Source organism: Nostoc sp. CHAB 5836 (assembly GCF_020829445.1).
Taxonomy (GTDB): Bacteria; Cyanobacteriota; Cyanobacteriia; order Cyanobacteriales; family Nostocaceae; genus Nostoc.
Map to the genome: position 1 here is coordinate 14,819 of NZ_JAIVFV010000020.1, position 21,668 is coordinate 36,486.

The window sequence follows — 21,668 nt, forward strand, 5'->3', positions numbered from 1 at the left end:
ACGCGCTTTCGTCCGAAAGAGAAGAAAGAGAACAAAGAAATGTTTAACTGAACTGTATTGGGTTATAAGTCAATAGGGTTCACAAAAGGGCTGAAACTTTTTTTTTTACGAACCACAGAGGCGCAGAGAACGCAGGGAGAAGAGAGAAAGAGAAGGAGGAAATGCTTAACCCAAGTGTATTGGGTTATGAGTCTCCTTTTTTAAGGGGGTTGGGGGGATCTTCAAGGAATAAACACCTTAACCGAACCGTATTGCAACGCCATTTGCTTTAAGCCGACGAACCAGTTCAATGCAGTGGCTCCCCCAAGTGTCTGGCTTAATTCAATTACGAATTACGTAGCTTGCTTCTCGCTTCTCAAGGGAGTATTACGAATTATTTTGATCTCACGCACAGCCGCAGAGGAGAATGGAACAAGATCGTAGTCTAAAAATTGCTGGTAGGAAGATTGTGGGCGGGAGGTTAAGTGTTTGGCGACGGAGATTTTTTTTATCTCCTTGGGTTATCCTCATACTCTTGCTCGATCACACAAATTGTGCTTATGCGCAGCCGATTAATCCTGTCACCCCAAAGCCACCAGAACAACCCCCAGCTAATCCCCTACCACCAACAAACGTACCCATCCAAATACCGCCGACAGTACCGCCAACCCCGGAAGAAGCTCTAGATGTTCCAGGTAGTATCACTGTGGAAAAGTTCGAGTTTGTTGGTAATACCGCCTTCAGTCAAGGGGAATTAAACTCTGCGATCGCCAATTTTACCGGACAACCAATTACCTTTGCCGAACTCCTCAAAGCTGCCAATCAAATTACTGACCTGTATGTTCAAAAGGGGTACATTACCTCTGGTGCATACATTCCCAGTCAAGAGTTTCGTTCCGGTATCATCAAAATTCAGGTAGTAGAAGGCAGTTTAGAAGATATTCAAGTCAATGTCATTAAAGGACGGTTGAACTCAGATTATGTCCGCAGTCGCATTGCGATCGCTACTAACAAACCACTGAATATCAACCGCCTCAAAGAAGCTTTGCAACTGCTGCAACTCAATCCCCTAATTGAAAGCTTAGATGCTGAACTTACCGCCGGTACTAGACCGGGTGTCAATTCCCTCGCTGTGACTGTCAAGGGAGCGAGAACTTTTAATACCCAACTCCGGATTAATAATAACCGCAACCCCAGCGTTGGTAGTCTTGAGCGCGGTATCGCTTTCTCGGAAGCTAGCCTTCTGGGAATAGGCGATCGCTTGAGTTTTGCCTACAAAAATACCGATGGTAGCAATAGCTTTGAGGGCGGTTATAGCTTACCGGTGAATCCCCGCAATGGCACTATTGGCTTCAACTATCGGATTACTAACAATCAAATTATTGAACCTCCTTTTAATGATTTGGATATCGAAGTAAATTCTCGTGAGTTGGAATTATCTTTTCGTCAGCCAGTTCTGCAAAAAGCCACTCCAGAAGTCAGCCAAGAACTCACGTTGAGTTTAACCGCAGCTAGGCGGGTAAGTACTTCTTCGATTCAAGGAGTGGATTTTCCCCTGTTTCCTGGGGCTGATAATCAAGGAGAAACGCGGATATCGGAATTGAGTTTCGCCCAAGATTGGCTACAGAGGAGTCGTCAAGAAGTCTTAGCTGCTCGTTCGGAGTTTAATCTGGGGATTGGAGCTTTTAATGCCACGATTAATAACAGCGAACCAGATAGCCGATATTTTCTTTGGCGGGGACAACTGATCTATTTGCGCCTCCTCGGTCAGCCAAAAGGACAAACTGCGATCGCTCCTACTTTGTTGTTGCGTTCTAATGTGCAATTGACCAGTAGCTCTCTGCTTTCCATCCAGCAGTTTAGTCTGGGAGGTCAGGGAACAGTGCGGGGTTATCGCCAAGATGTTTTTCTCAGTGATAATGGCATTTTTGCTTCCGCAGAATTGCGACTACCCGTCGCCCGTTTCCCAGAACTGCAAGGGACTTTACAGGTTACACCATTTATCGATTTTGGTACTGTCTGGAACGCAGATAGCAAAAATCCCGACCCTAATACCCTAGTAGGCTCAGGGTTAGGACTACTTTGGCAAATGGGGGATAGATTCACAGCCCGCCTAGATTGGGGTATTCCTTTAATAAATATTGATAATAGCAAGGACACATGGCAAGAAAACGGTGTGTATTTTCAAATGGAATATAAGTAAGTCGGCACAATTAAAGCTAACTGGCTAAGGCTGTCATTTGTCCTTTGTCATTGCTCATTAGTAAGGGTTTTAAGCTTATTTACGTTTCGTAATATACTTGGTTTCAATACGGTTGGGTTAAGCCGTAAAAATAAATTTGCGTAGGTTGGGTTGAGGAACGAAACCCAACCTACAACGGGCATTTGTTGGGTAACACTAAAGTTCAACCCAACCTACAATTATCCACAAAGCCAAGCGTATTACTCTTAGAGGATGTTTGAAAAGTCTAATTTATTACTAGCCCTGGCACAGGTGCGGCTACACAAACTCTCACCCACCGACCTGGGTTAAAAACCTTTAATTTTCATGATTTCCACGGAGGTGGACGAGAGTTTGTGTAGTAGCGAATTCTATTCGCCCAATACTTTTCAAACATCTTCTCAGACCAAGCTTTCTTTAAACGCGAGAATAAATCTAAAATCTCAAATCCCAAATTGTATGATTTCTAAAAAGTACCGTCGTCTATTAATCTTGATCCTTTCAGCGTTATTGGGACTGTTATCTAGTTTCACTATGCCAGCTTGGTCAAATTTTCCCATACATACGAATGCTACTCCTTTGGCATTAGCAAGGGAAGGTGAACAACGGTATAATGCTGGAGAATTAGAAGCAGCAGCCAAGTTATGGCAAGCGGCGGCTGAGGCTTATCAAAAAATCGGCGATCGCCAGGGAAGGACTAAGAGTCTGATCAACAAATCCCAGGCTTTGCAAGATTTAGGATTGTATCCCAAAGCTTGCAATGCTTTACTCGAAGCTTTTGCGACCAAAAACCCCAACTGTAGCCAAACCGAAATTGAGCAACTCTACCAAACCTTGACTCAAAAGGGTGCTTCCCTGACCTTAACTGAAGCCATAGGCTTGCACAGCCTCGGTGATGTCTTACGCAAACAAGGGTTATTACAAAAGTCGCAAGAAATCTTGCAGTTAAGTCTGTCATCAATTGCGGAATCGCCGGAAAAAAGCTCAGTGCTACTGAGTTTAGGCAACACCGAACGGCTCTTAGGCAACCAAATCCGCGATCGCTGGGACTATGATGCAGTTACAGAAATTATTGATGCTAAATCTTTCTTGGATGCTCTAGCGCCTTACAATCAAGCTATTAATTACTATATCCAAGCAGCAAAGGTAGCATCAGCGCCACCAATGCCGAAAATTCAGGCACAACTTAATCACTTCCAGCTATTACTGGAGATGCAAAGATGGTGGGGTGAACAAACGCAACGCCGGATTGCTTCTTGGTCGAGATTGTCTGAATCTAAATTAATTCAACGGGCAAAAGATTTTGCCTCTGGGTTGGAGTTGCAGTTGAGTCAAGATGCTCAAGCATTGCAAAATCAAATTTTACCTAAGCTAGCCACTCTTACTCCCAGTCGTGCTGCCATCTATGCCCAGATTAACTTTGCTGATTCTTTGATGCAAAGTGGACAAATAAATCATGTTGAACCTTTATTAAAGAATGCACTACAACAGTCACGGTCTCTACAGGATAGACGAATCCAAACCTACGCTCTAGGGTATTTGGGCAAACTTTACCACAAACAAGGGCAGTTAAATCAGGCAACCAAACTGACTCAGCAAGCACTGATGTTAGCTCAAGAACAAAATATCAGTGGTGATGCTAGGGAAATTACTTATCTTTGGCAATCTCAGTTGGGAAGTTTACTGCGGAAACAGGGAGATATCAAAGGAGCGATCGCAGCTTACACCGCCGCCTTTAATACTTTGCAATCCCTACGCAGCGATTTAAACGCCAACAATCAAGATGTCCAGTTTGACTTTCTCCAAGAAGTCAAACCTGTCTATCTAGAATTAGCAGATTTGCTCTTGAAGTCAAAGTTGAGTGACAACGAATTAACTTCGCTAATAGTGTCTAATCCTACCATTAAGCAGGAAAAGTCGGAAACTAAAAACTCTCAAAAACGTCTAGAATTTGCCCGCCAGGTGATAGAATCTCTGCAATTAGCAGAACTGGATAACTTTTTCCAAGACCCCTGTTCTGAAACAGCAAATGTCGCGTTGCAAATTGATAATATTGATTCCAATGCAGCTGTAATTTATCCGATTGTTTTGCCAGATCGCTTAGAAGTCATCCTTTCAGTGTCGGGAAAACCCTTGCAGGAAGTAGTAATTCCGATCAGTGAAAAGGAAGTTAATGAGACTCTAGATCGGCTTTACGATAATTTAGACAACGTTAGTATCAATAACTCGGCACGAAATATTCTCTCAACTTCTAACCCCAATCCCAAAGAATTAAAGGAAAATCTTCAGACGCTTTTACCAATTTTTACAGAAGTTTATAACTGGCTAATTAAACCTTTCGAGATACAGCTAGATCCTAAGCAAATCAAAAGTTTAGTTTTTGTACTAAATGGGAGATTGCAGAGAGTACCAATAGCTGCGCTCTACGATGGACAAAATTATCTCATTGAAAAATATAGCCTTGCCTTGGCTCCGAGCCTACAACTGCTCGCTCCTAAACAATTGGAAAGGAAACAACTTAAGGTCTTAGCTGCTGGAGTTAGCGAGGAAATTAAGATACAAGGAGAATTTTTTGCTGCACTGGTTAATGTTCCCAAGGAATTAGACCAAATTAAACAAACTTTTCCTGCTTCCCAAAAGCTGCTCAATCAAGAGTTTACGGTCAAAACTATTCAAAAACAATTGAAATCAAATTTCCCTGTGATCCATCTAGCCACTCATGGGCTATTTAGTTCTAATCCTTTGAAGAATTTTATTATTACAGGGGATGGGGAAAGTATCAGTATTAAAGAGTTGAGTGCTTTGCTAAGAGAACCAGGCACACCCATAGAATTACTGGTGCTGAGTGCCTGTGAAACTGCCACTGGCGATGAACGAGCCGTCTTAGGCTTGGCAGGAATGGCTGTCCGTTCCGGGGCACGCAGTACCCTTGCCACTCTCTGGCCTGTAGGGGATGCTTCTACCGCCCAATTTATGGGTGAATTTTATCAAGACCTGAAAAAGCCAGGAGGGAAACAAGCAGATGCTCTCAAGAACGCTCAACTATCGCTGTTAGAATCTTTGAAGCTGAATCCACCTTTTCAGGAGTTGCAGAATTTACCACCTCATCCTTATTATTGGGCACCTTATGTTTTAGTCGGAAATTGGCAATAATAAGCTGTCGCGCATCTAATATCATGTGCGGTTGATTACTTACTAAGCCCCAAGAACCCCACCCCCAACCCCTCGCCGCTCTTCGGGCGTGTATACACAAGTCGGCAGACCTCTCCCCAAACCCCTCGCGATCGCAATTATGCCCTGAGTGTGGAGGGCGTTTTGTCTGGGTTGATTGGAGTCATGTTATGTTTGCGACTCATTTAAATCCGTTGCAATGCTCCAGAACTTCTTAGTTCTGCTAAGTTGGTATTGCCAGTACAAAATAAAGCTGTTTCAAGTTCAGCAATCAGAACTTCAACCAACTCATCAACGGCAACTTCCGATTTGACGGCGGCTTCTAAAAAAGGTCGGGCTAAACCTGCTAAATCGGCTCCTAAAGCGATCGCTTTGGCGACATCCAATCCGTTGATTAACCCGCCAGAAGCAATCAAGGGAATTGTCGAAGGTATGGCCCTGATGGAGTTGACACACTCTGCGGTTGGTAAACCCCAATCAGCAAAAGTTTGTCCCAAACGGCGCTGCTTATTGTGTGCAGCGCGTTGGCTTTCCACTTTTGCCCAAGAAGTTCCCCCTGCTCCAGCCACATCAATGGCTGAAACCCCTGCATCAATTAACTTTTGTGCGATCGCCGCAGAAATGCCATTTCCCACTTCTTTGACAACAACGGGAATGGGTAGTTGCTGACAAAGCTGGGTAATTTTACTCAATAGTCCCCGAAAATTTGTATCCCCCCGTGATTGCACACACTCTTGCAGAGGGTTCAAATGCAAAATCAGCGCATCAGCTTCCAAGGAATTTACAAGGTGCAAACAATCATCAAGCCCACATCCATAATTTAGTTGCACAGCCCCTAAGTTTGCTAACAACAGAATGTCAGGAGCAAAGGAGCGCACGGCAAAGGTAGAGGCTAAATGAGGCTGTTCAATGACAATTCGTTGGGAACCAACTCCCATTGCTAATCGGTAGCGTTGAGCAACAGTTGCTAAACGAGTGTTAACTAGCTGCGCCAATTCGGTTCCCCCTGTCATGGAAGAAATTAGCAGGGGAGCGCCGAGATTTTTGCCCAAGAAGGTTGTTTGCACATTAATCTCACTGCGGTTGATTTCAGGCAGACAATCATGAGTAAAGCGATAGCACTCAAATCCACTAGTTACGTGCTGAAACTGGACATCTTCTTCTAAGCAGACACGTAGGTGGTCGGCTTTGCGAGTCTCAATGTCAGTTACAGCATTCACTGATGGTACAGTAGTAGTCATAATGGTTTTTGTTGACGACGGGTTAGCTACTTGATCATTCTTAGCAAAATTATGACCCGTAGCAGCGAGAGAATATTGCATTGCTGTCGTCCAACTTCCACAAAATTTTTACACGTTCCTTTTCTTTTACTAAAGTCATTTCATTTTTTCCTACTTTTCATCATATCCATTTCGTTGTGTAATAGACATCTGGTGAAATTAAATATGCGTTACCCAGAACCCTTGTAGAGACGTAGCAGTGCTACGTCTCTACATTTTTGGAGATGTCTAATTAACGCTGACGCTTCACAAAGATGAATAGGGCGATCGCACTCACACCTAAAAGCCATCCCCCTGATGCTTCCGGGACGCTAACTTTCAAGGGATTAATGGGTTTAGAGAGATTTTCCTTACCATTCTCAACTTTCCGGTCAAAGCGATCGCTTTGGGCTTCTGCTTCTTTGAGTAACTGTCTTTGTTCATCGTTAACTAATACCAACATCGAAGAATAAGGGCTGACAATCTTGTACTTTTTGGCTACAGCGTGAATCGCATCCAAACCTTTGAGGTTGTCTAACTTAATTTTTTTACTCAAACCTAAAATTAATTGTCTGGCCGCTAATGGCAATAAATCATCTTGTTGGTTATTAGTTGCAATTGCTGTATCTAATGTTTGCAGATACCAAGCATAACCATTAACAACACTTACAACAGAGTCACTTAAAACTGATTTAGTAGCAATTCGTTGCAGCACCTCCGAAATATCAACACCAACTCCACCACCACTATCTTGTAATGATTTAATGATGCCATCGTTATAAGCCCCAGGTAATCCACCTAGATGTACCATCCACAAAGGTGCAGGCGTTTCGGGGACGGTTTTCTTGTTCTTCGACAATTCATAACTACCTTCATCACTCAACAGCAAAACGACATCATAAGCTGTATCTCCACGCAAGTTATTAAACTGCGTCAGCATTTCTTGGGGCTGAATTGTGCCGTAAAAGGTGACTTTTTCCGGTTGGAATTGCTGGAGATCATCTAACCGTTTGGGTGTCACTCCAGGAGTTACACTGATATATAAATCTGCATCGTTGTTTGTCAAATCATTATCTGCAAAGCCGTGTTTTTTCAACCATGATAATGTTTGCACCAATTCTTTAATATGTTCCCCCATGCTACGAGAGGTATCGAGAACTACAGCAACTCGCTGGTTTTTGGGTAAGGTATAATCTTGACGAGATAAAGGTTTAGCTAATATTTTGTAGCCTTCCTCTAAATTGACTTCATGCAATACAGGCTGAATTTTTCCACTCGCTGGGATGAATTCTTCTAACCAAGCATCGTTTTTCAAACTGATTTCTTTACCGTTGCGGATACGCTTGGTTTGATTAGTCCAGAATATATTACGTCTTTCCCCTAAATCGGGCATTTCCCAACCCAAGTCTTGTCCCAGCACTTTGTAACTTAACCATAGGTGCATTTCTGTGGGAAGTGGTGGTTGCCCTTCTATTTGTTGTACATTGTTAGGAGGAATAGGAAAAGCCCGTAAGCGATAATGTCTCGGCCCTACTTGTTCCAACAAAGCTGGATCTATAGGTCGTGAACGTCTAACTTGAGAATTATAAACTTTCTGGGCAGCACCGCGACTAGAGACAACAAAAGGAAAACGTTGGTCTAATTTATTAGTATCTCCCAACCATAAGCCAGTAATTACAGCGCTTTCTGGCAAAGAAAAGGAGTAAAAAACTTCCTGGACTTCTCGTGTTTGATTTTTATAAACTTCGTACAATTCCACATCAGCCCAATCACCATGTTCTTGAACTGTGACTTGTTGTGATAACAATAAAACTTTTTTTTCGTTGATATTTAATAAACCTGCTTTAACTTCTTGTTCGTTAAAAGTAGATTGTACTGCGTGACTAACTGCTGTTTTTTCTGCTTTTTGTAGAGGTGTATCAAAAAAATCGGCATAAAGTTTCTCTGCCTTGGCAGAATCTTTCTCATCACCATTATATAAAAATGGCGACATCAGAAAGTTATAAGTTGCTTGCAATCCATCAGCAGCCGATTTATCTAAGCCTAATACATGACGATACATAGCGCTGATGTGGTTATTTTCTTCCTTGCTGCTCAAGTAACGGTAAGAAGATAAATAAGCATTAACTAATCCTGTACGGATTTGTTCTGACTTGCCTACGAGGGTTTGGCGATCGCGATCATTTTTAGGTGTATTAGCTAAGAGTGAAAAAGCTAATACTTGGGGTTGTTGTTGTAAAGATACAAAAGTAACTGCAAAGGCCACAACAACTGCACCAGCACCAGCAAATGTTTTATTTTTACCATGTTCTAAAGCAAAAGCTCTTAAAATTTTTGCTCCCGAATGGACATACATTGCTGTTAATGCTGATGGCATAGCAATAAACAATGTGGCACTAAAACCAAGAATAGCTAGCCAAGTGACAATCAGTAATAACCCGCCCACAAAAGCTGAGTGATATAGTACATCCCATAATGATTTTACCCATGCAAATTTGATGAATTCTTGCAACAGAAATACTGCTAATGGCAAGGCATAAAATAACAACACCGCGCCCGCATAAATGCCAAATACCAGCATTAATGTATGGGCTAACATTTGTACCCATTGCAAACCACTTTTGCGTCGGTCAGCATAACCCCAAAATAATTGTCCAGCAAAAGCAGCTATACATATGCCCGTTGTTATGAGAATTTGGCTACTAGCTGATGTTAGTTCTCGAATCACAAATAACCGCAACAAACACAACACAAATAGCGGTGCTTCTACACCATAAAATAGGCGAATTAGTTGTAAAGGTTGTTTAATAAACCTCCAGCCACCGATAATACTGGAAATTGTGGGAATGGCAATTAAAGTAACTAGAGTCAAGGAAAACTCAGTTGGGATATCACCTGTTAAGGTTGCCTGAAATAATGGCACACCTACGTATGGTAATATCCCCACATAAACTAACATTAAAAATGTCAGGTTCCAGAGCCAAAAAATTCCGTAAAAACTTGTATTCCAAAACAATTTCACAGCTTTACTCCTCATAAAATTGACGTTCCTGCACCCATACCCCAGCTTTGAAAGAATGGAAACGGGGTTTCTAAGTAGGTCGGCGCAATTAAAGCTAACTGACTAAGGCTGTCATTTGTCATTTGTCCTTCGTCATTTACAAGGGTTTTAAGCTTATTTACGTTTCGTAACATATTTATGTTTTTTCGCGCCAACTTACTTAGTACCAGGGCTATTTCATTCTCATCTAGCCCGCCTCAGAATGAATTCTGAGTCTAAGGGACTTCCAAATAAAAATTCTAGTTCCCCCTCTCTCATGTTTGGGACAAGGGGTTAGGGCTATCAAAGTTTTTGCACATTTGGGATGCTCCCTTACGAAGAACTTGCCTACCCATCAATTTAAACTTGGGAGATGTCTAGTATACTTTATGACTTTTAAAACAACCTCTAAAAGAGCTAAGTAAGTCGGCGGACTGTTCGGTGTCGCTTAATTCCTCTATCCCCAGATTTCCTTACTCAGCACCCTATCCCAGTAAGCTGTTCCACATTTAAATTGCGTAACTAGGGCGCTCATGTTGCCCACCCCACAAGAGTTTGATTGAATCTGGTTATGCAATTTAGATGTTTTTTAGCTTAACCATGTCCTGTTGTCCGCCAGTGCATCCGCTCAAAGTCGCGGATGTCCTCTTTTATCCCGAATTTCTGACAAACAATAAAAAATCAATTTACATGACCTGAAGTAAGACTTGACAATTCAGGTCATTTGGAAAGCCGACTTTTCACGGTATGTGGAAAACCTCTCTCTAAATCTCTCTTCCTTTAAGGAGAGAGACTTTGAATTTTCCCCCTTCCCGAAACGAGAAGGGGGTTAGGGGGGATCAACAAGTGCCTAAAATCACAGTCAAATACTTTTAAAACATCCTCTAAGACATTTTTTGATCCATCATCAATTGAAATCTTAAGTAAGATATGAGAATTAGTAACCAAGAGTTCAAGCTTTGCCGATGTCATCTGCCTATCTGCTAGTGTCTCACGGAAGTCGCGATCGCCGCCCAGAAATTGCTATGCAGCAACTAGCAAAGCTGGTATGTAAAAAATTGCCGAAAAACCAGAACTCATCAAATAGCGAACATCTGGTTGGTATCGCTGCTTTAGAAATGAATCCTCAGCCTTTACACGAGCAAATTGTTGAATTTGCTCAGAGCGCTTTTGGTGATGTGTGCGGCGGGCTACGCCTACGCAAAGTGTCTGAAAACGAGAATTACCTCCAAATTTTACCGTTATTTCTGCTACCGGGAGTCCACGTAATGTCAGATATTCCAGCCGAAGTAGCACTAGCACAGCACACTCTTGGTCAAGATATCATGATTGAGTTGCAACCACATTTAGGCTCTCACCCCAAATTAGAGAAATTGCTGGCAAAGCAAATAGCTGCTATTAAAGCAGAAGCATGGATTCTATTAGCTCATGGTAGCCGTCGCCCTCTTTCTCAAGAACCTGTGGAAGCAATGGCGGCGAGTTTGGGAATGGTGAGTGCTTATTGGGCTAATCCTTTGAGTTTAGAATCACGCGTAAAAGAGTTGGTAGCTGCTGGTTATAAAGAAATTGCTATCTTCCCATACTTTTTATTCGCTGGTGGAATAACTGATGCGATCGCTGCCTCAATAGAGGAGCTAAAATTACAATTTTCTGCGGTGAATTTTCAATTGGCGCAGCCATTGGGAGCAAGTGCAGAATTAGTCGAGCTAATTTGGGATTTAACAGATAGATGAGCCGCAGAGAAAAACAGGATAACAAGTATTTGGGAAAGGTTTATTTAGTAGGTGCGGGGCCAGGTGATCCAGGACTAATAACCCTGAAGGCGAAAGGTTTGTTGGAATGTGCAGATGTAGTGATCTATGATGCCTTGGTGAGTCCGGCAATTCTGGCAATGATTAATCCCCAAGCAGAGCAAATTAATGCTGGTAAGCGTGCGGGGAGACATTCGCTGTTGCAAGAAGAAACAACTCAATTGTTGATTGATAAAGCGCAGGATCATCCAATTGTAGTGCGGCTAAAGGGTGGCGACCCGTTTATTTTTGGTCGCGGTGGCGAAGAGATGACAGAGTTAGTCAAAGCTGGAATATCAACAGAAGTTGTGCCAGGTATCACATCGGGGATTGCAGCAGCAGCCTACGCAGGTATTCCTTTAACTCATCGGCTATATAGTTCCTCAGTGACTTTTGTAACTGGTCATGAAGCTAATGCTACGTATAAACCGAGAGTGAATTGGAGTGCGATCGCTCACGGTTCCCAAACCATTGTAATTTATATGGGAATTCACAATCTGCCTTATATTGTCGAACAGTTAATTGCAGCTGGGTTGAGTTTAGAAACGCCCATTGCTTTAGTGCGCTGGGGTACGCGGCCAGAACAAGAAGAATTGATTGGGACATTAGAGACAATTGTCAAACAGGTAGAGCAAACTGGATTTGGTGCGCCTGCGATCGCAGTCATTGGAGAAGTAGTGAATATGCACAGTATTTTGTCTGCTTGTCGTCCAGTTTGATGGTTGACGCAAAGCTTGTTGTTTCGTATCTCTAGCAACCCCATGAGCAAGTGGCATGGATTTAGGGGGATCTAAAATGTTTTTTTACCAACAAGAGGACTTTTCAAACAACCTCTTACGCAAGTGTGACAAAAAATAAAAGCTTTTAGTTTGTAGTCAGGGCTTCAGCCCTGATTTCGAGGACTAAAGTCCTGACTACAAACTCCAAATAATATGCCAGTTGCGTAAATCCTAACCCTTTTATTTACCAAAAATCGCGGATCTCGGCAGTTGCGATCGCACAACATTTCGTATTTTCAGATGACCGTAGTGTATGATCAATAAGGTTATTCGGTTCTGGTGGAAGTCAGCTACCAGAGGTAACTCTTAAAGTTCGGTGCAAATCCGGCCCTTGGGAGCAACCGTGAACCAATTTGAGATTAACGAACTAAGTAATCGAAAATCGCAAATTGAGTGAGTCAGGATGCCCGCCGAAATAAATTGATCATTTCCACATATCTGCGAGGTACAGATGACTACGACTGTAAATATTTTGCCAACCAGTCCCTTGGGTATTGCTGAACATACTTTATTTGTTTGTAAAACCTGTGCCAGCGTTTGGCAAAATGGAAAACCCTTAGGTGAAAGTGGTGGTGAAAAACTTTTACAGCAACTTCAGCAGCTTGCACAGGATTGGGAGTTACGAGATCAATTCGCAATTCAAGAAGTTGAATGCATGAGTGCTTGTAATCATTCTTGTGTAGTCGCCTTTGCTGCCAAAGGCAAATTAACATATTTATTCGGTGATTTAGCCGTTGATGGTAGTGCCTCTGCGGTACTGCAATGTGCTAGTCAATACTATGGCAAAGCAGATGGTTTGCTGCCTTGGTCAGAGCGTCCAGAAGCAATGAAGAAGGGCATTTTAGCAAAGATTCCACCTTTATCTTCATGATGCGCGTTTTGATTCTGGGGGGGACGGGTGATGCAGCAGAACTAGCTGCTAAAGTTACCACTATCCAAGGGTTAGAAGTAATCACGTCCCTAGCTGGCCGCACCCGTGAACCGTCAATACCTTTGGGCGAAGTGCGGGTTGGAGGCTTCGGTGGTGTGGCTGGATTGGCTAGCTATCTACGAGTCATGGAAATCGACTTATTAATTGATGCAACCCATCCTTTTGCTACTCAGATTTCCTTCAATGCGGCAGATGCTGCAACGGAAGTTGGAATACCACGTTTAATGTTAATTCGTCCGCCTTGGGAAAAAGTCAGTGGCGATCGCTGGATTGAAGTTGACAGCGTTCAAGCCGCAGCCGCATCTGTAGCAAACCAGGCACAGCGCGTGTTTTTGACCGTTGGTAGGCAAGAACTCGCCGCTTTTGCTCACCTAGAGGAAATTTGGTTTGTGATGCGGATGATTGACCCTCCTACCGATGATGCTTTAGTGCCACCGGGGATCCTATTGTGCGATCGCGGGCCCTTTACCCTTAATAATGAAAGGCAAATCCTGATTCACAACAAGATTGATACCATTGTGAGTAAAAATAGCGGTGGCGATGCTACAAAGCCTAAGATTATCGCAGCGCGAGAACTGGGCGTGAAGGTTGTGATGATAAATCGTCCAGCCATACCGCCAGGGGCGCAGGTTAGTAATATTGATGCTGCTTTAGCATGGCTATTTAATCGTTGCTAAGATTGAATTATTATAAGATGACTGGCTGAAAACCCTTGATAGACCAATACGCTTGGGTTAAGGCTAAAACTCTGTTACAAAATCAATTTTTTAACGAACTGCCTTCTCTAAGAGCTGACAATTCAGGTCATGTGGAAAAGGTAACACGAAACCTAACCCCCCAGCCCCCTTCCCTACTAGGGAAGGGGGAGAGGACACAGAGAGAAGAAAGAAATGCTTAACCCAAGTGTATTGCTTGATAGACAGGTGCGTAACCACCGAATCTCGTACTTTCGGCGAATATAGAGACGTAGCAGTGCTACGTCTCTACAAAGGTTCTGGGTAACGCATATTTAATTTCACCAGATGTCTATTGACATTATTCTCAAAACTACTCCCTTCCCGCTAGAAAATTATCGATCAATGTAGTATGCTTATAAGAATAGCGTAGTACAATAATTACCTAGATTGTCAACCCCACCTCCCTGGGTAGAAAACGAGTAATGTTTATTTATGTATTTTGATGTAATACAGAATAGATAATCTTTCGGCTGGAAGGGAGTAGAACCGAATCATCAACCTTTTAGGATTCTAAAAATTGAGATTTTTGGTTAACCGAACCGTATTGGCTTAGATCGGACTCAGGTTGTAAGGAATTCCATAATTATGGGAATTGAGGCTAATTTTATTTTATTAATAAGATCAGCCGAGATTGGATAAACTCAAAGCTATTTATGACTGAATCATGAAGAAATCATACATTTTAATTGGTATCTGTATAGCCTTGTTTTTCAACTTGGTGTTTTCTAATATTTCTTCGGCTCAAATTACAAATCCGATTGTTGAAAAGATTAAAAAATCCCAGCTTTCCGTAGGTCTACAAGAAGTGGTGCAAATACCCAAAAGCCTTATAGAGCCAAAGAAAGAGGGAATTGCTAGATTGAATCTGTTAGCCAATGCAGGTGATGGTAGCGGTAGGTTATTCGTCAATGATATGCGTGGCAAACTCTATGTAATTAATAATAATCAAGCCTCAGTTTACTTGGATTTAAAGGCATTAATCTTAGCTTTTAGGAATAAAACCAATCAACAAGGTTTTTCTTATTTTGCCTTCCATCCAGAATTTCGCCAAAATGGAATTTTTTATACTGTACACAGCGAAGAAAAAAATAACTCCCTTCCTGATTTTCCTGTAACTAAAACAATTATTGATCGGGCAGGTAACATCATCCAAAGTTCTCACCATGACGTAGTTCTAGAATGGAAAACTACTAATCCTGCTTCTAATATTTTTTCGGGAAATTTTCGAGAAATTCTCCGGATTGAACAGCCATATGCAGACCATAATGTCGGGCAATTAGGCTTTAATCCTAATACTAAACCTGGAGATGTTGATTATGGAATGTTGTACATTGCTATAGCAGACGGAGGAAGTGATGGCTTTCCTGTCAGCAATACAGATCCTCTAGATAATGGACAAGACCTGAGTGTACCTCTAGGAAAAATTCTGCGTATAGATCCTTTTGGTAACAACAGCGCTAACACCAAGTACGGCATCCCTGAAGATAATCCTTTTGCTTTGGATAACAATCCCAAAACTTTAGGGGAAATTTGGGCTTATGGGTTACGTAATCCCCATCGTTTTAGTTGGGATAGAGGTGGCGAAGGCAAAATGTTAATTGTTGATATCGGTCAAGCTTTGATTGAAGAAATAAATCTTGGGAGCAAAGGTGCTAATTACGGATGGGGGAATCGTGAGGGAACGTGGGTGATAGATGAAAAGAATGAAAATGCTCTATTTCCTTTACCTAAAGATGATGCCAAATATGGTTACACATATCCGGTTGCTCAATATGACCATGATAAACCTGCTGATTGGCAGGGTTCTTATTCAGTTGCGATCGCCGACGGTTATGTTTATAGAGGTAAAGCCATTCCAGAATTAGTCGGTCAGTATATTTTTGCTGATTTTGGCAACGATGGACGCTTTTTTCATGTACCTGTGGATAAACTTGTTAATGGGAAACAAGCAAAGATTAAACAACTTAGACTTTTTGATGGTCAAAAAGAAACTTCTTTTCTAGAAATAGTTGGTAGTAAACGTTCTGATGTCAGGCTTGGGGTAGACGAACAGGGAGAAATTTATGTAACCTCTAAGAGCGATGGTAAGGTGAGAAAAATTGTGCGATCGCGCAAGTTGTAACCTGACTTTTCACGGCATTTGGAAGACCTCTCTCTAAATCTCTCTTCCTTTAAGGAGAGAGACTTTGAATTTCCCCCTTCCCGCCACGAGTTGGGGGTTAGGGGGTTAGGTTTTTGGTAGACTTTTCCACATAACCTGAATTGTCAGAAGTTGTAACAAATGCGGGCGAAGTTCAAGCTTAGTACAGCAGTCAATGAAAATCTGTATTGTTGGTGCGGGTGCCATTGGTGGATATTTAGGGGCAAAATTAGCACTGGCTGGTGAAGCAGTGACGCTGATTGCTCGTGGTTCTCATTTGGAAGCAATTCAAAAAAATGGGCTAAAGTTGTTGATGGCAGACGGTTATAGCCAAATTGCTACTCCATCTTTGGCAACTAGCGATATCCAGGAAGCGGGAACACAAGATGTAGTAATTTTAACTGTGAAGGCTCACAGTGTACCTGCGATCGCCCCTTTTCTACCTGCACTATATGATGCTCACACCATAGTGGTGACAGCCCAAAATGGCGTTCCTTGGTGGTACTTTCGTCAGCACGGCGGTGAGTATGAAGGTACGCGAATTCAATCTGTTGACCCAGATGGGATTATTGAAGCTAGTATCGGTGCCCAACGCGCCATCGGTTGTGTGGTTTACCCGGCAACTGAGATAATTGAACCAGGTGTAATTAAACATATTGAAGGCGATCGCTTTACTCTCGGTGAAATCGACGGTACTAAAACCGAACGCATCCAATTATTAGCAGAGGCTTTAAAACAGGCAGGATTCAAAGCACCAATCCGCAATCAAATTCGCACGGAAATTTGGGTCAAGTTGTGGGGGAATGTGGCGTTTAATCCCATCAGTGCCTTAACTGGTGCTACCTTAGAGGATATTTGTCGCTATCCCCTCACCCGTGAACTAGCGCGGCAAATGATGACTGAAACTCAAGCGATCGCAGAAAATTTGGGTATAAAGTTTGGCATCACTTTGGAGGAGCGAATTAATGGGGCAGAAAACGTTGGTGCCCACAAAACCTCGATGCTACAAGATATTGAAGCCGGACGCGCTATGGAGATAGACGCTATTGTTGGCGCGGTGGCAGAATTGGGAAAACTCACTCAAATTCCCACACCTTATATTGATGCTATATATGCCAGCGTCAAGCTGCTGGAGGCAACCGAACAAAGAAAGTTAGGAGTTTGGAGTTAGGAGTTTGGAGTTAGGAGTTTGGAGTTAGGAGTTTGGAGTTTGGAATTACGAATTATTTAGTAGCTTCTTAAAGCAGTTATTGGATCTAATTTTGATGCGTTGCGTGCTGGAATTACCCCAGCGATTAAGCCAACAGTTAACGAGAGTCCAAAACCAGCAATGATCGACAATAAAGAAATTACAAACGGAAATTTGAATATATTTGCAGCTACAAAGGCTAATAAAATGCCAGTCGCTATCCCAATACATCCGCCGACAATAGAAATCACGATGGCTTCGGCTAAAAATTGATTGAGAATGGCTGAATTAGTCGCTCCTACGGCTTTGCGAATCCCGATTTCTCGCGTCCGCTCGACCACAGAAACTAGCATAATGTTAGCAATACCAATGCCGCCGACGACCAGAGAAATTCCCGCGATCGCTACCACCATGATTGTAAATAAACCCACAACATTAGTGAAGGTGCTAACAATATCAGCTTGATTAGTCAACCGAAAATCATCGGCTTGGGGCGGATAAATATTGTGACGTAGCCGTAAAAGATTGGTGACTTGAAACTGAGCCGCTTCTAACTGCTCCTGATTGGCACCTTTGACTAAAATTCCATTTACAGAAACGCCTACCAGGGCATTGTTTCCCACCAGTCTCTTCGACATAGTAATCAGAGGGATGAAAATCTGGTCATCTCGATCCATCGGCCCCTGAGAACCTTTAGGCTCCATCACCCCAATTACTTCATAAGCCTCTCCCTGAATCCGAATTCTCTTGCCGATGGGATTTACACCCTGTCCAAAGAGCGTGTTTTGGACTGTGGGGCCAAGAATAGCAACCTGTGCGGCAGTATCTAGTTCTTCCTGAGTAAAATATCTCCCTTGCTGGGGGTGGGTATTTCTGACTTCTGGGTAATTCAAATCTGTTCCATAAATAGTTGTTGAGGTGTTCTGTCCTGCATATACAACTTGAGCATTGCGTTGGAGATAAGCAGAAACCATCTGTGCTGATGGTGCTTGTGTAGCGATCGCCTTAGCATCTTCCAAAGTCAACGTGCTACTAGAACCTACACCTTGTCGGACATTCCCGCTTCTTGCTGCACCTGCCAAAATTTGGATGACATCTGTACCCAATGCTTGTATCTGTTGCTCAACCCCCTTTTGTACTCCCTGACCGACAGAAGTAATGGCAATAACTGAAGAAATCCCAATAATCACACCCAACATAGTTAAACCTGTGCGTAATTTGTTACTCCACAGAGTCTCTGCCGCCATTGTCAAGACTTCCAGCAACGGCACTGTCCCGGTATTCTTAGCTTTGTAAAAGCCCTTAAATATCTTAAACATAAGGTTTTATTTAAAACTCAATACAGTTGAGTTAAGCATTTCTTCCTTCTCTTCCTTTGCGTCCTTTGCGTCCTTTGCGGTTCGTTAAAAAAATTGACTTTGACAAAGAGTTAGGGATTTCCAAGAAATAAATTATCCGAGAAAACGAACCACAGAGGCGCAGAGGGCACAGAGAGATGAAGAAGAGAGAGGATTTTTGAATGTTTTTTAATTTGGAAGTCTCCTAAGCCTTAACCCAAGCATATTGATTTAAAACTAACTTTAAGGAGAACCACTGCCTTGAGAACGACCACCACCGCCTGAACGACCTCCTCCTCCCAGACCAGGAAAAACTCCTCCTCGTGGTGTTGATTGCGGACGTGACCCTGGTGGGAAACTGAGCAATACTCTCTCGTCTCCTGTCAATCCAGACTTAATTTCGGTAAAGTTATTCGCGGTAACGCCAGTGTCGATGGGAGTAAACACAGGTTTGTTATCTGCTCCAGCCACAAACACGCCTGTGGCATTTTCTTGACGCACCACTGAGGCCGTTGGCACTACTAGAACATTTTCAACTTTACCGACTTGAAAATCTACTTCCACATTCATCCCAGACCGCAGTAGCCTTTGAGGGTCTAAAAGTGATACTCTCACTTCAAAACTGGTGACGTTTTGCTCTACTATTGCTTGGGCAGCGATTTGGCTCACTTTACCTTCAAAGGTTTTTCCTGGGTAGGCATCTGCTTTAATCGAGACTTTTTGACCAAGGCGGATTTTAGAAATATTTGTTTCTGCTAAATTTGCGACAACTTCATTTGTGGAAGCTAGAGACAAGATTGAAGAAGAAGAAGAAGAAGCTACTTCACTACTGGCGGTTGTGGGTGTGACGAAAGCGCCGGGATCAGCAAACTTTTTTGTTACCACACTATCAAAAGGGGCGCGAATGATCGTGTCATTGATTTGGGCTTGGATGTTTTGCAGCGAGCCGCGAGCAGATGTTACTTGGGCGCGGGCTGCGTCAATATCTTCTTGGCGTGTTCCGGCTTTCAGGAGTGCCAAAGCTTGCTGTCTCTGCTTCACTACAGCTTGTGCTTGCTCAATATCTTCTGGGCGTGATCCGGCTTTTTGCAGAGCGAGTGCTTGCTGTGCTTCATTGACGTTAGCTTGAGCGCTGTCACGATTGGCACGGTTTTGGTTAAGAGTCTGAAGGGAAATACCGCCTGCATTGTAAAGTTGCTGATTACGAACAAAATCATCTTCTGCTTTCCGAAGGGCGGCTTGAGCGCTTTGCAAGCGTGCTTGTGCTTGGGCTATATCTTGAGAGCGATTACCTGCTTGTACTTTTTGCAGATTCGCCTCGGCTTCGTCTAATACTCCTTGAGCTTGAGCAATATCTTGAGGGCGATTACCTGCGATCGCTTTTTGCAAATTCGCCTCGGCTTGTGCCAATTGTCCTTGAGCAGAGGTGAGTTGCCCCCGCAGGTTGGAATCATCCATATAAGCTACAATCTGTCCTTGTTTGACAAGATCTCCCTCCTTTGCCAGCAGTGTTTTCAGGATGCCTGAGTTTTTCGGGCTGAGGTTGATTGACCGTTCAGGCTTCACCGTTCCGTTCGCTGAAACTGTGATTGTTAAACTCTGCCTTTCTACAGGCTTTGTTAGCACCCGGCGGCTGGCTTGTTGACGAGGAGCAACCGTTACTTGGTAATAAACGGCATAGCCAATTCCACCCAAAAGGCAAAGAGCAATTAGCCAAGAGAGCCAATTACCTCTTCCCTTTTTTCTCTTTACCTCTGGAACCAAAACTGATGAATTCACGGTTTCTGATGTATCAATTTTCATATCCATATAAATTCATACATAATGATTATTGATCAAAAAGTTGAAACTGATGTATGACCAAAGTCACCAATTTGTTTAGTTAGGGAGTGAGGTATTGGGTTTGTGGCGGTTTTCTCCAGTTCACCATTCCCCAAGATTGGTAAGATTTTGCTGCCGTCAAGAGCGGAGATCGTTTAAGCTAGCTGAAAGATTCATTGATTAGTGGCTTAAAGGCGGTAATGTGCCTAAATATGTTCGTTTGATTTCTCTTCTAATGGTCTGTAGTTTGTGGAGTATGCCAAAAGCCGCTAACGCGCAGGCATTAATGCCCCATACGCTACAACTGGATGCGACAAAGTTAGAGAAGCAGGGGTTGACCTTGGCACAAGAGGCGGCTCAACTAGCTCAGTTTCAACAGGTTGAATTAGCTTTGCCACGAGCGCGGCTGGCTAGTCAACTGGCTCCTAAAAATGAGAAAGTGTGGTTGCTCTTAGGTGGATTGCAAATACAAACTAAAGACTTTGACGGGGCGATCGCTAGCCTGAAAAAAGGGCAATCTATCAACCCCAAAAATGCTGATATTCTGTTTGCTTTGGGTTCAGTTAATTTTCAGCAGAAAAATTACCAGGGTGCTGTTGTCAATTACCAAGAGGGTTTGAAGTTAAAACCCAATGACCCAGAGGGGTTGTTTGATTTGGGTAATACTTACTATATGATGGGTAAATTGCCAGATGCGATCGCACAGTACGATCAAGCAGTCTCTCAAGATAAAAAATTCTGGCCAGCAATTAACAATATTGGCTTAATCAACTACGAACAGGGTGATATACCTGAAGCTATTAAGCGATGGCAATCTGCTATAACCCTTGATAAACAAGCCGCAGAACCTTTATTAGCCTTGGCAGTCGCACTGTATACTAAAGGCGATGCCTCCGGCGAGCTACGCTTACGCCAACAAGGACTAACCTTGGGAGAAACCGCACTCCGTATCGATTCCCGCTATGCTAATTTGGATTTCCTCAAAGAAAATCTCTGGGGCGATCGCCTACTGTCTGATACGAAAAAATTCCTCGAGTTACCCCGTATTCAAGCAGCCCTACAGCAAAGAGAAAACTCATCATCAGTCCCGGAAAAACAGCCGACTCAATAAAAGTTAGGAGTTAGGAGTTGGGAGTTGGGAGTTAAATATTTCAACTCCTCACTAGACATAGGAGTGAAAAAGAATTGTTTTGACGTAGCATTGCTACGTCTCTACAAGGGTTCTGGGTAACGCATATTTAATTTCACCAGATGTCTACTGATAACTCCTCACT

Annotated in this window: 14 protein-coding genes; 9 read left to right on the top strand and 5 right to left on the bottom strand. The window is 42.9% G+C overall.

Annotated elements, in window-relative coordinates; all coding sequences use genetic code 11:
* Window positions 1-406: 406 nt before the first annotated feature.
* A complete protein-coding gene (locus LC605_RS06390) occupies window positions 407-2,182 on the top strand; it encodes a ShlB/FhaC/HecB family hemolysin secretion/activation protein (protein WP_229546721.1) in 1,776 nt (591 codons plus the stop codon).
* Window positions 2,183-2,659: 477 nt separating this feature from the next.
* On the top strand, window positions 2,660-5,353 hold the full coding sequence (locus tag LC605_RS06395) for a CHAT domain-containing protein (protein ID WP_229546722.1): 2,694 nt from the start codon (window positions 2,660-2,662) through the stop codon (window positions 5,351-5,353).
* Window positions 5,354-5,556: 203 nt separating this feature from the next.
* Here LC605_RS06395 and fni read toward each other — a convergent pair whose 3' ends face one another.
* From fni to LC605_RS06410, 3 genes are all read right to left on the bottom strand, one after another.
* Window positions 5,557-6,612, bottom strand: coding sequence for a type 2 isopentenyl-diphosphate Delta-isomerase (gene fni, locus LC605_RS06400; protein ID WP_229546757.1), 1,056 nt, complete (start codon window positions 6,610-6,612; stop codon window positions 5,557-5,559).
* A gap of 271 nt (window positions 6,613-6,883) precedes the next feature.
* Entirely contained in the window at window positions 6,884-9,667 is a 2,784-nt protein-coding gene (locus LC605_RS06405; RefSeq protein ID WP_229546723.1) for a TIGR02921 family PEP-CTERM protein, read from the bottom strand.
* The gene (locus LC605_RS06410; protein ID WP_229546724.1) at window positions 9,664-9,825 is read right to left on the bottom strand and encodes a hypothetical protein; all 162 of its coding nucleotides are present in this window, start codon (window positions 9,823-9,825) and stop codon (window positions 9,664-9,666) included. Before LC605_RS06410 ends, LC605_RS06405 begins: the two co-directional genes overlap by 4 nt.
* Window positions 9,826-10,635: 810 nt before the next feature.
* On the opposite strand from LC605_RS06410, the gene LC605_RS06415 reads away from it, so the two are divergent.
* The 6 genes from LC605_RS06415 to LC605_RS06440 all read left to right on the top strand — a co-directional run bounded on the left by LC605_RS06415 (window position 10,636) and on the right by LC605_RS06440 (window position 17,218).
* A complete protein-coding gene (locus tag LC605_RS06415; RefSeq protein WP_229546725.1) occupies window positions 10,636-11,403 on the top strand; it encodes a sirohydrochlorin chelatase in 768 nt (255 codons plus the stop codon).
* Complete coding sequence (gene cobA, locus LC605_RS06420) at window positions 11,400-12,179, top strand: uroporphyrinogen-III C-methyltransferase (RefSeq protein WP_229546726.1); 780 nt, start codon at window positions 11,400-11,402, stop codon at window positions 12,177-12,179. The genes LC605_RS06415 and cobA overlap by 4 nt, the downstream gene beginning before the upstream one ends.
* Before the next feature lie 511 nt (window positions 12,180-12,690).
* On the top strand, window positions 12,691-13,110 hold the full coding sequence (locus LC605_RS06425) for a DUF1636 family protein (RefSeq protein WP_229546727.1): 420 nt from the start codon (window positions 12,691-12,693) through the stop codon (window positions 13,108-13,110).
* On the top strand, window positions 13,110-13,847 hold the full coding sequence (locus LC605_RS06430) for a cobalt-precorrin-6A reductase (RefSeq protein WP_229546758.1): 738 nt from the start codon (window positions 13,110-13,112) through the stop codon (window positions 13,845-13,847). Before LC605_RS06425 ends, LC605_RS06430 begins: the two co-directional genes overlap by 1 nt.
* Window positions 13,848-14,571: 724 nt before the next feature.
* Window positions 14,572-16,029, top strand: a complete 1,458-nt coding sequence (locus LC605_RS06435) for a sorbosone dehydrogenase family protein (protein WP_229546728.1) — start codon at window positions 14,572-14,574, stop codon at window positions 16,027-16,029.
* A 193-nt stretch (window positions 16,030-16,222) separates the two neighbouring features.
* Window positions 16,223-17,218 carry a 2-dehydropantoate 2-reductase gene (locus LC605_RS06440; protein WP_229546729.1) on the top strand — a complete coding sequence of 332 codons (996 nt, stop codon included), beginning with the start codon at window positions 16,223-16,225 and terminating at the stop codon, window positions 17,216-17,218.
* Between the two features lie 56 nt (window positions 17,219-17,274).
* Here the strand turns inward: LC605_RS06440 and LC605_RS06445 are convergent, their stop codons facing one another.
* Window positions 17,275-18,546, bottom strand: a complete 1,272-nt coding sequence (locus LC605_RS06445) for an ABC transporter permease (protein ID WP_229546759.1) — start codon at window positions 18,544-18,546, stop codon at window positions 17,275-17,277.
* Between the two features lie 270 nt (window positions 18,547-18,816).
* The gene (locus LC605_RS06450; protein WP_229546760.1) at window positions 18,817-20,376 is read right to left on the bottom strand and encodes an efflux RND transporter periplasmic adaptor subunit; all 1,560 of its coding nucleotides are present in this window, start codon (window positions 20,374-20,376) and stop codon (window positions 18,817-18,819) included.
* A 220-nt stretch (window positions 20,377-20,596) separates the two neighbouring features.
* Between LC605_RS06450 and LC605_RS06455 the strand changes: the two genes are divergently transcribed.
* Window positions 20,597-21,505, top strand: coding sequence for a tetratricopeptide repeat protein (locus LC605_RS06455; RefSeq protein ID WP_229546730.1), 909 nt, complete (start codon window positions 20,597-20,599; stop codon window positions 21,503-21,505).
* Window positions 21,506-21,668: the final 163 nt, after the last annotated feature.

What these genes read in the sequence shown, in the direction of transcription:
- LC605_RS06390 (WP_229546721.1), top strand. Translation starts at nt 407, where the DNA reads ATGGAACAAGATCGTAGTCTAAAAATTGCTGGTAGGAAGATTGTGGGC.
- LC605_RS06395 (WP_229546722.1), top strand. Translation starts at nt 2,660, where the DNA reads ATGATTTCTAAAAAGTACCGTCGTCTATTAATCTTGATCCTTTCAGCG.
- fni (WP_229546757.1), bottom strand. Translation starts at nt 6,612, where the DNA reads ATGACTACTACTGTACCATCAGTGAATGCTGTAACTGACATTGAGACT.
- LC605_RS06405 (WP_229546723.1), bottom strand. Translation starts at nt 9,667, where the DNA reads ATGAGGAGTAAAGCTGTGAAATTGTTTTGGAATACAAGTTTTTACGGA.
- LC605_RS06410 (WP_229546724.1), bottom strand. Translation starts at nt 9,825, where the DNA reads ATGTTACGAAACGTAAATAAGCTTAAAACCCTTGTAAATGACGAAGGA.
- LC605_RS06415 (WP_229546725.1), top strand. Translation starts at nt 10,636, where the DNA reads ATGTCATCTGCCTATCTGCTAGTGTCTCACGGAAGTCGCGATCGCCGC.
- cobA (WP_229546726.1), top strand. Translation starts at nt 11,400, where the DNA reads ATGAGCCGCAGAGAAAAACAGGATAACAAGTATTTGGGAAAGGTTTAT.
- LC605_RS06425 (WP_229546727.1), top strand. Translation starts at nt 12,691, where the DNA reads ATGACTACGACTGTAAATATTTTGCCAACCAGTCCCTTGGGTATTGCT.
- LC605_RS06430 (WP_229546758.1), top strand. Translation starts at nt 13,110, where the DNA reads ATGCGCGTTTTGATTCTGGGGGGGACGGGTGATGCAGCAGAACTAGCT.
- LC605_RS06435 (WP_229546728.1), top strand. Translation starts at nt 14,572, where the DNA reads ATGAAGAAATCATACATTTTAATTGGTATCTGTATAGCCTTGTTTTTC.
- LC605_RS06440 (WP_229546729.1), top strand. Translation starts at nt 16,223, where the DNA reads ATGAAAATCTGTATTGTTGGTGCGGGTGCCATTGGTGGATATTTAGGG.
- LC605_RS06450 (WP_229546760.1), bottom strand. Translation starts at nt 20,376, where the DNA reads ATGAAAATTGATACATCAGAAACCGTGAATTCATCAGTTTTGGTTCCA.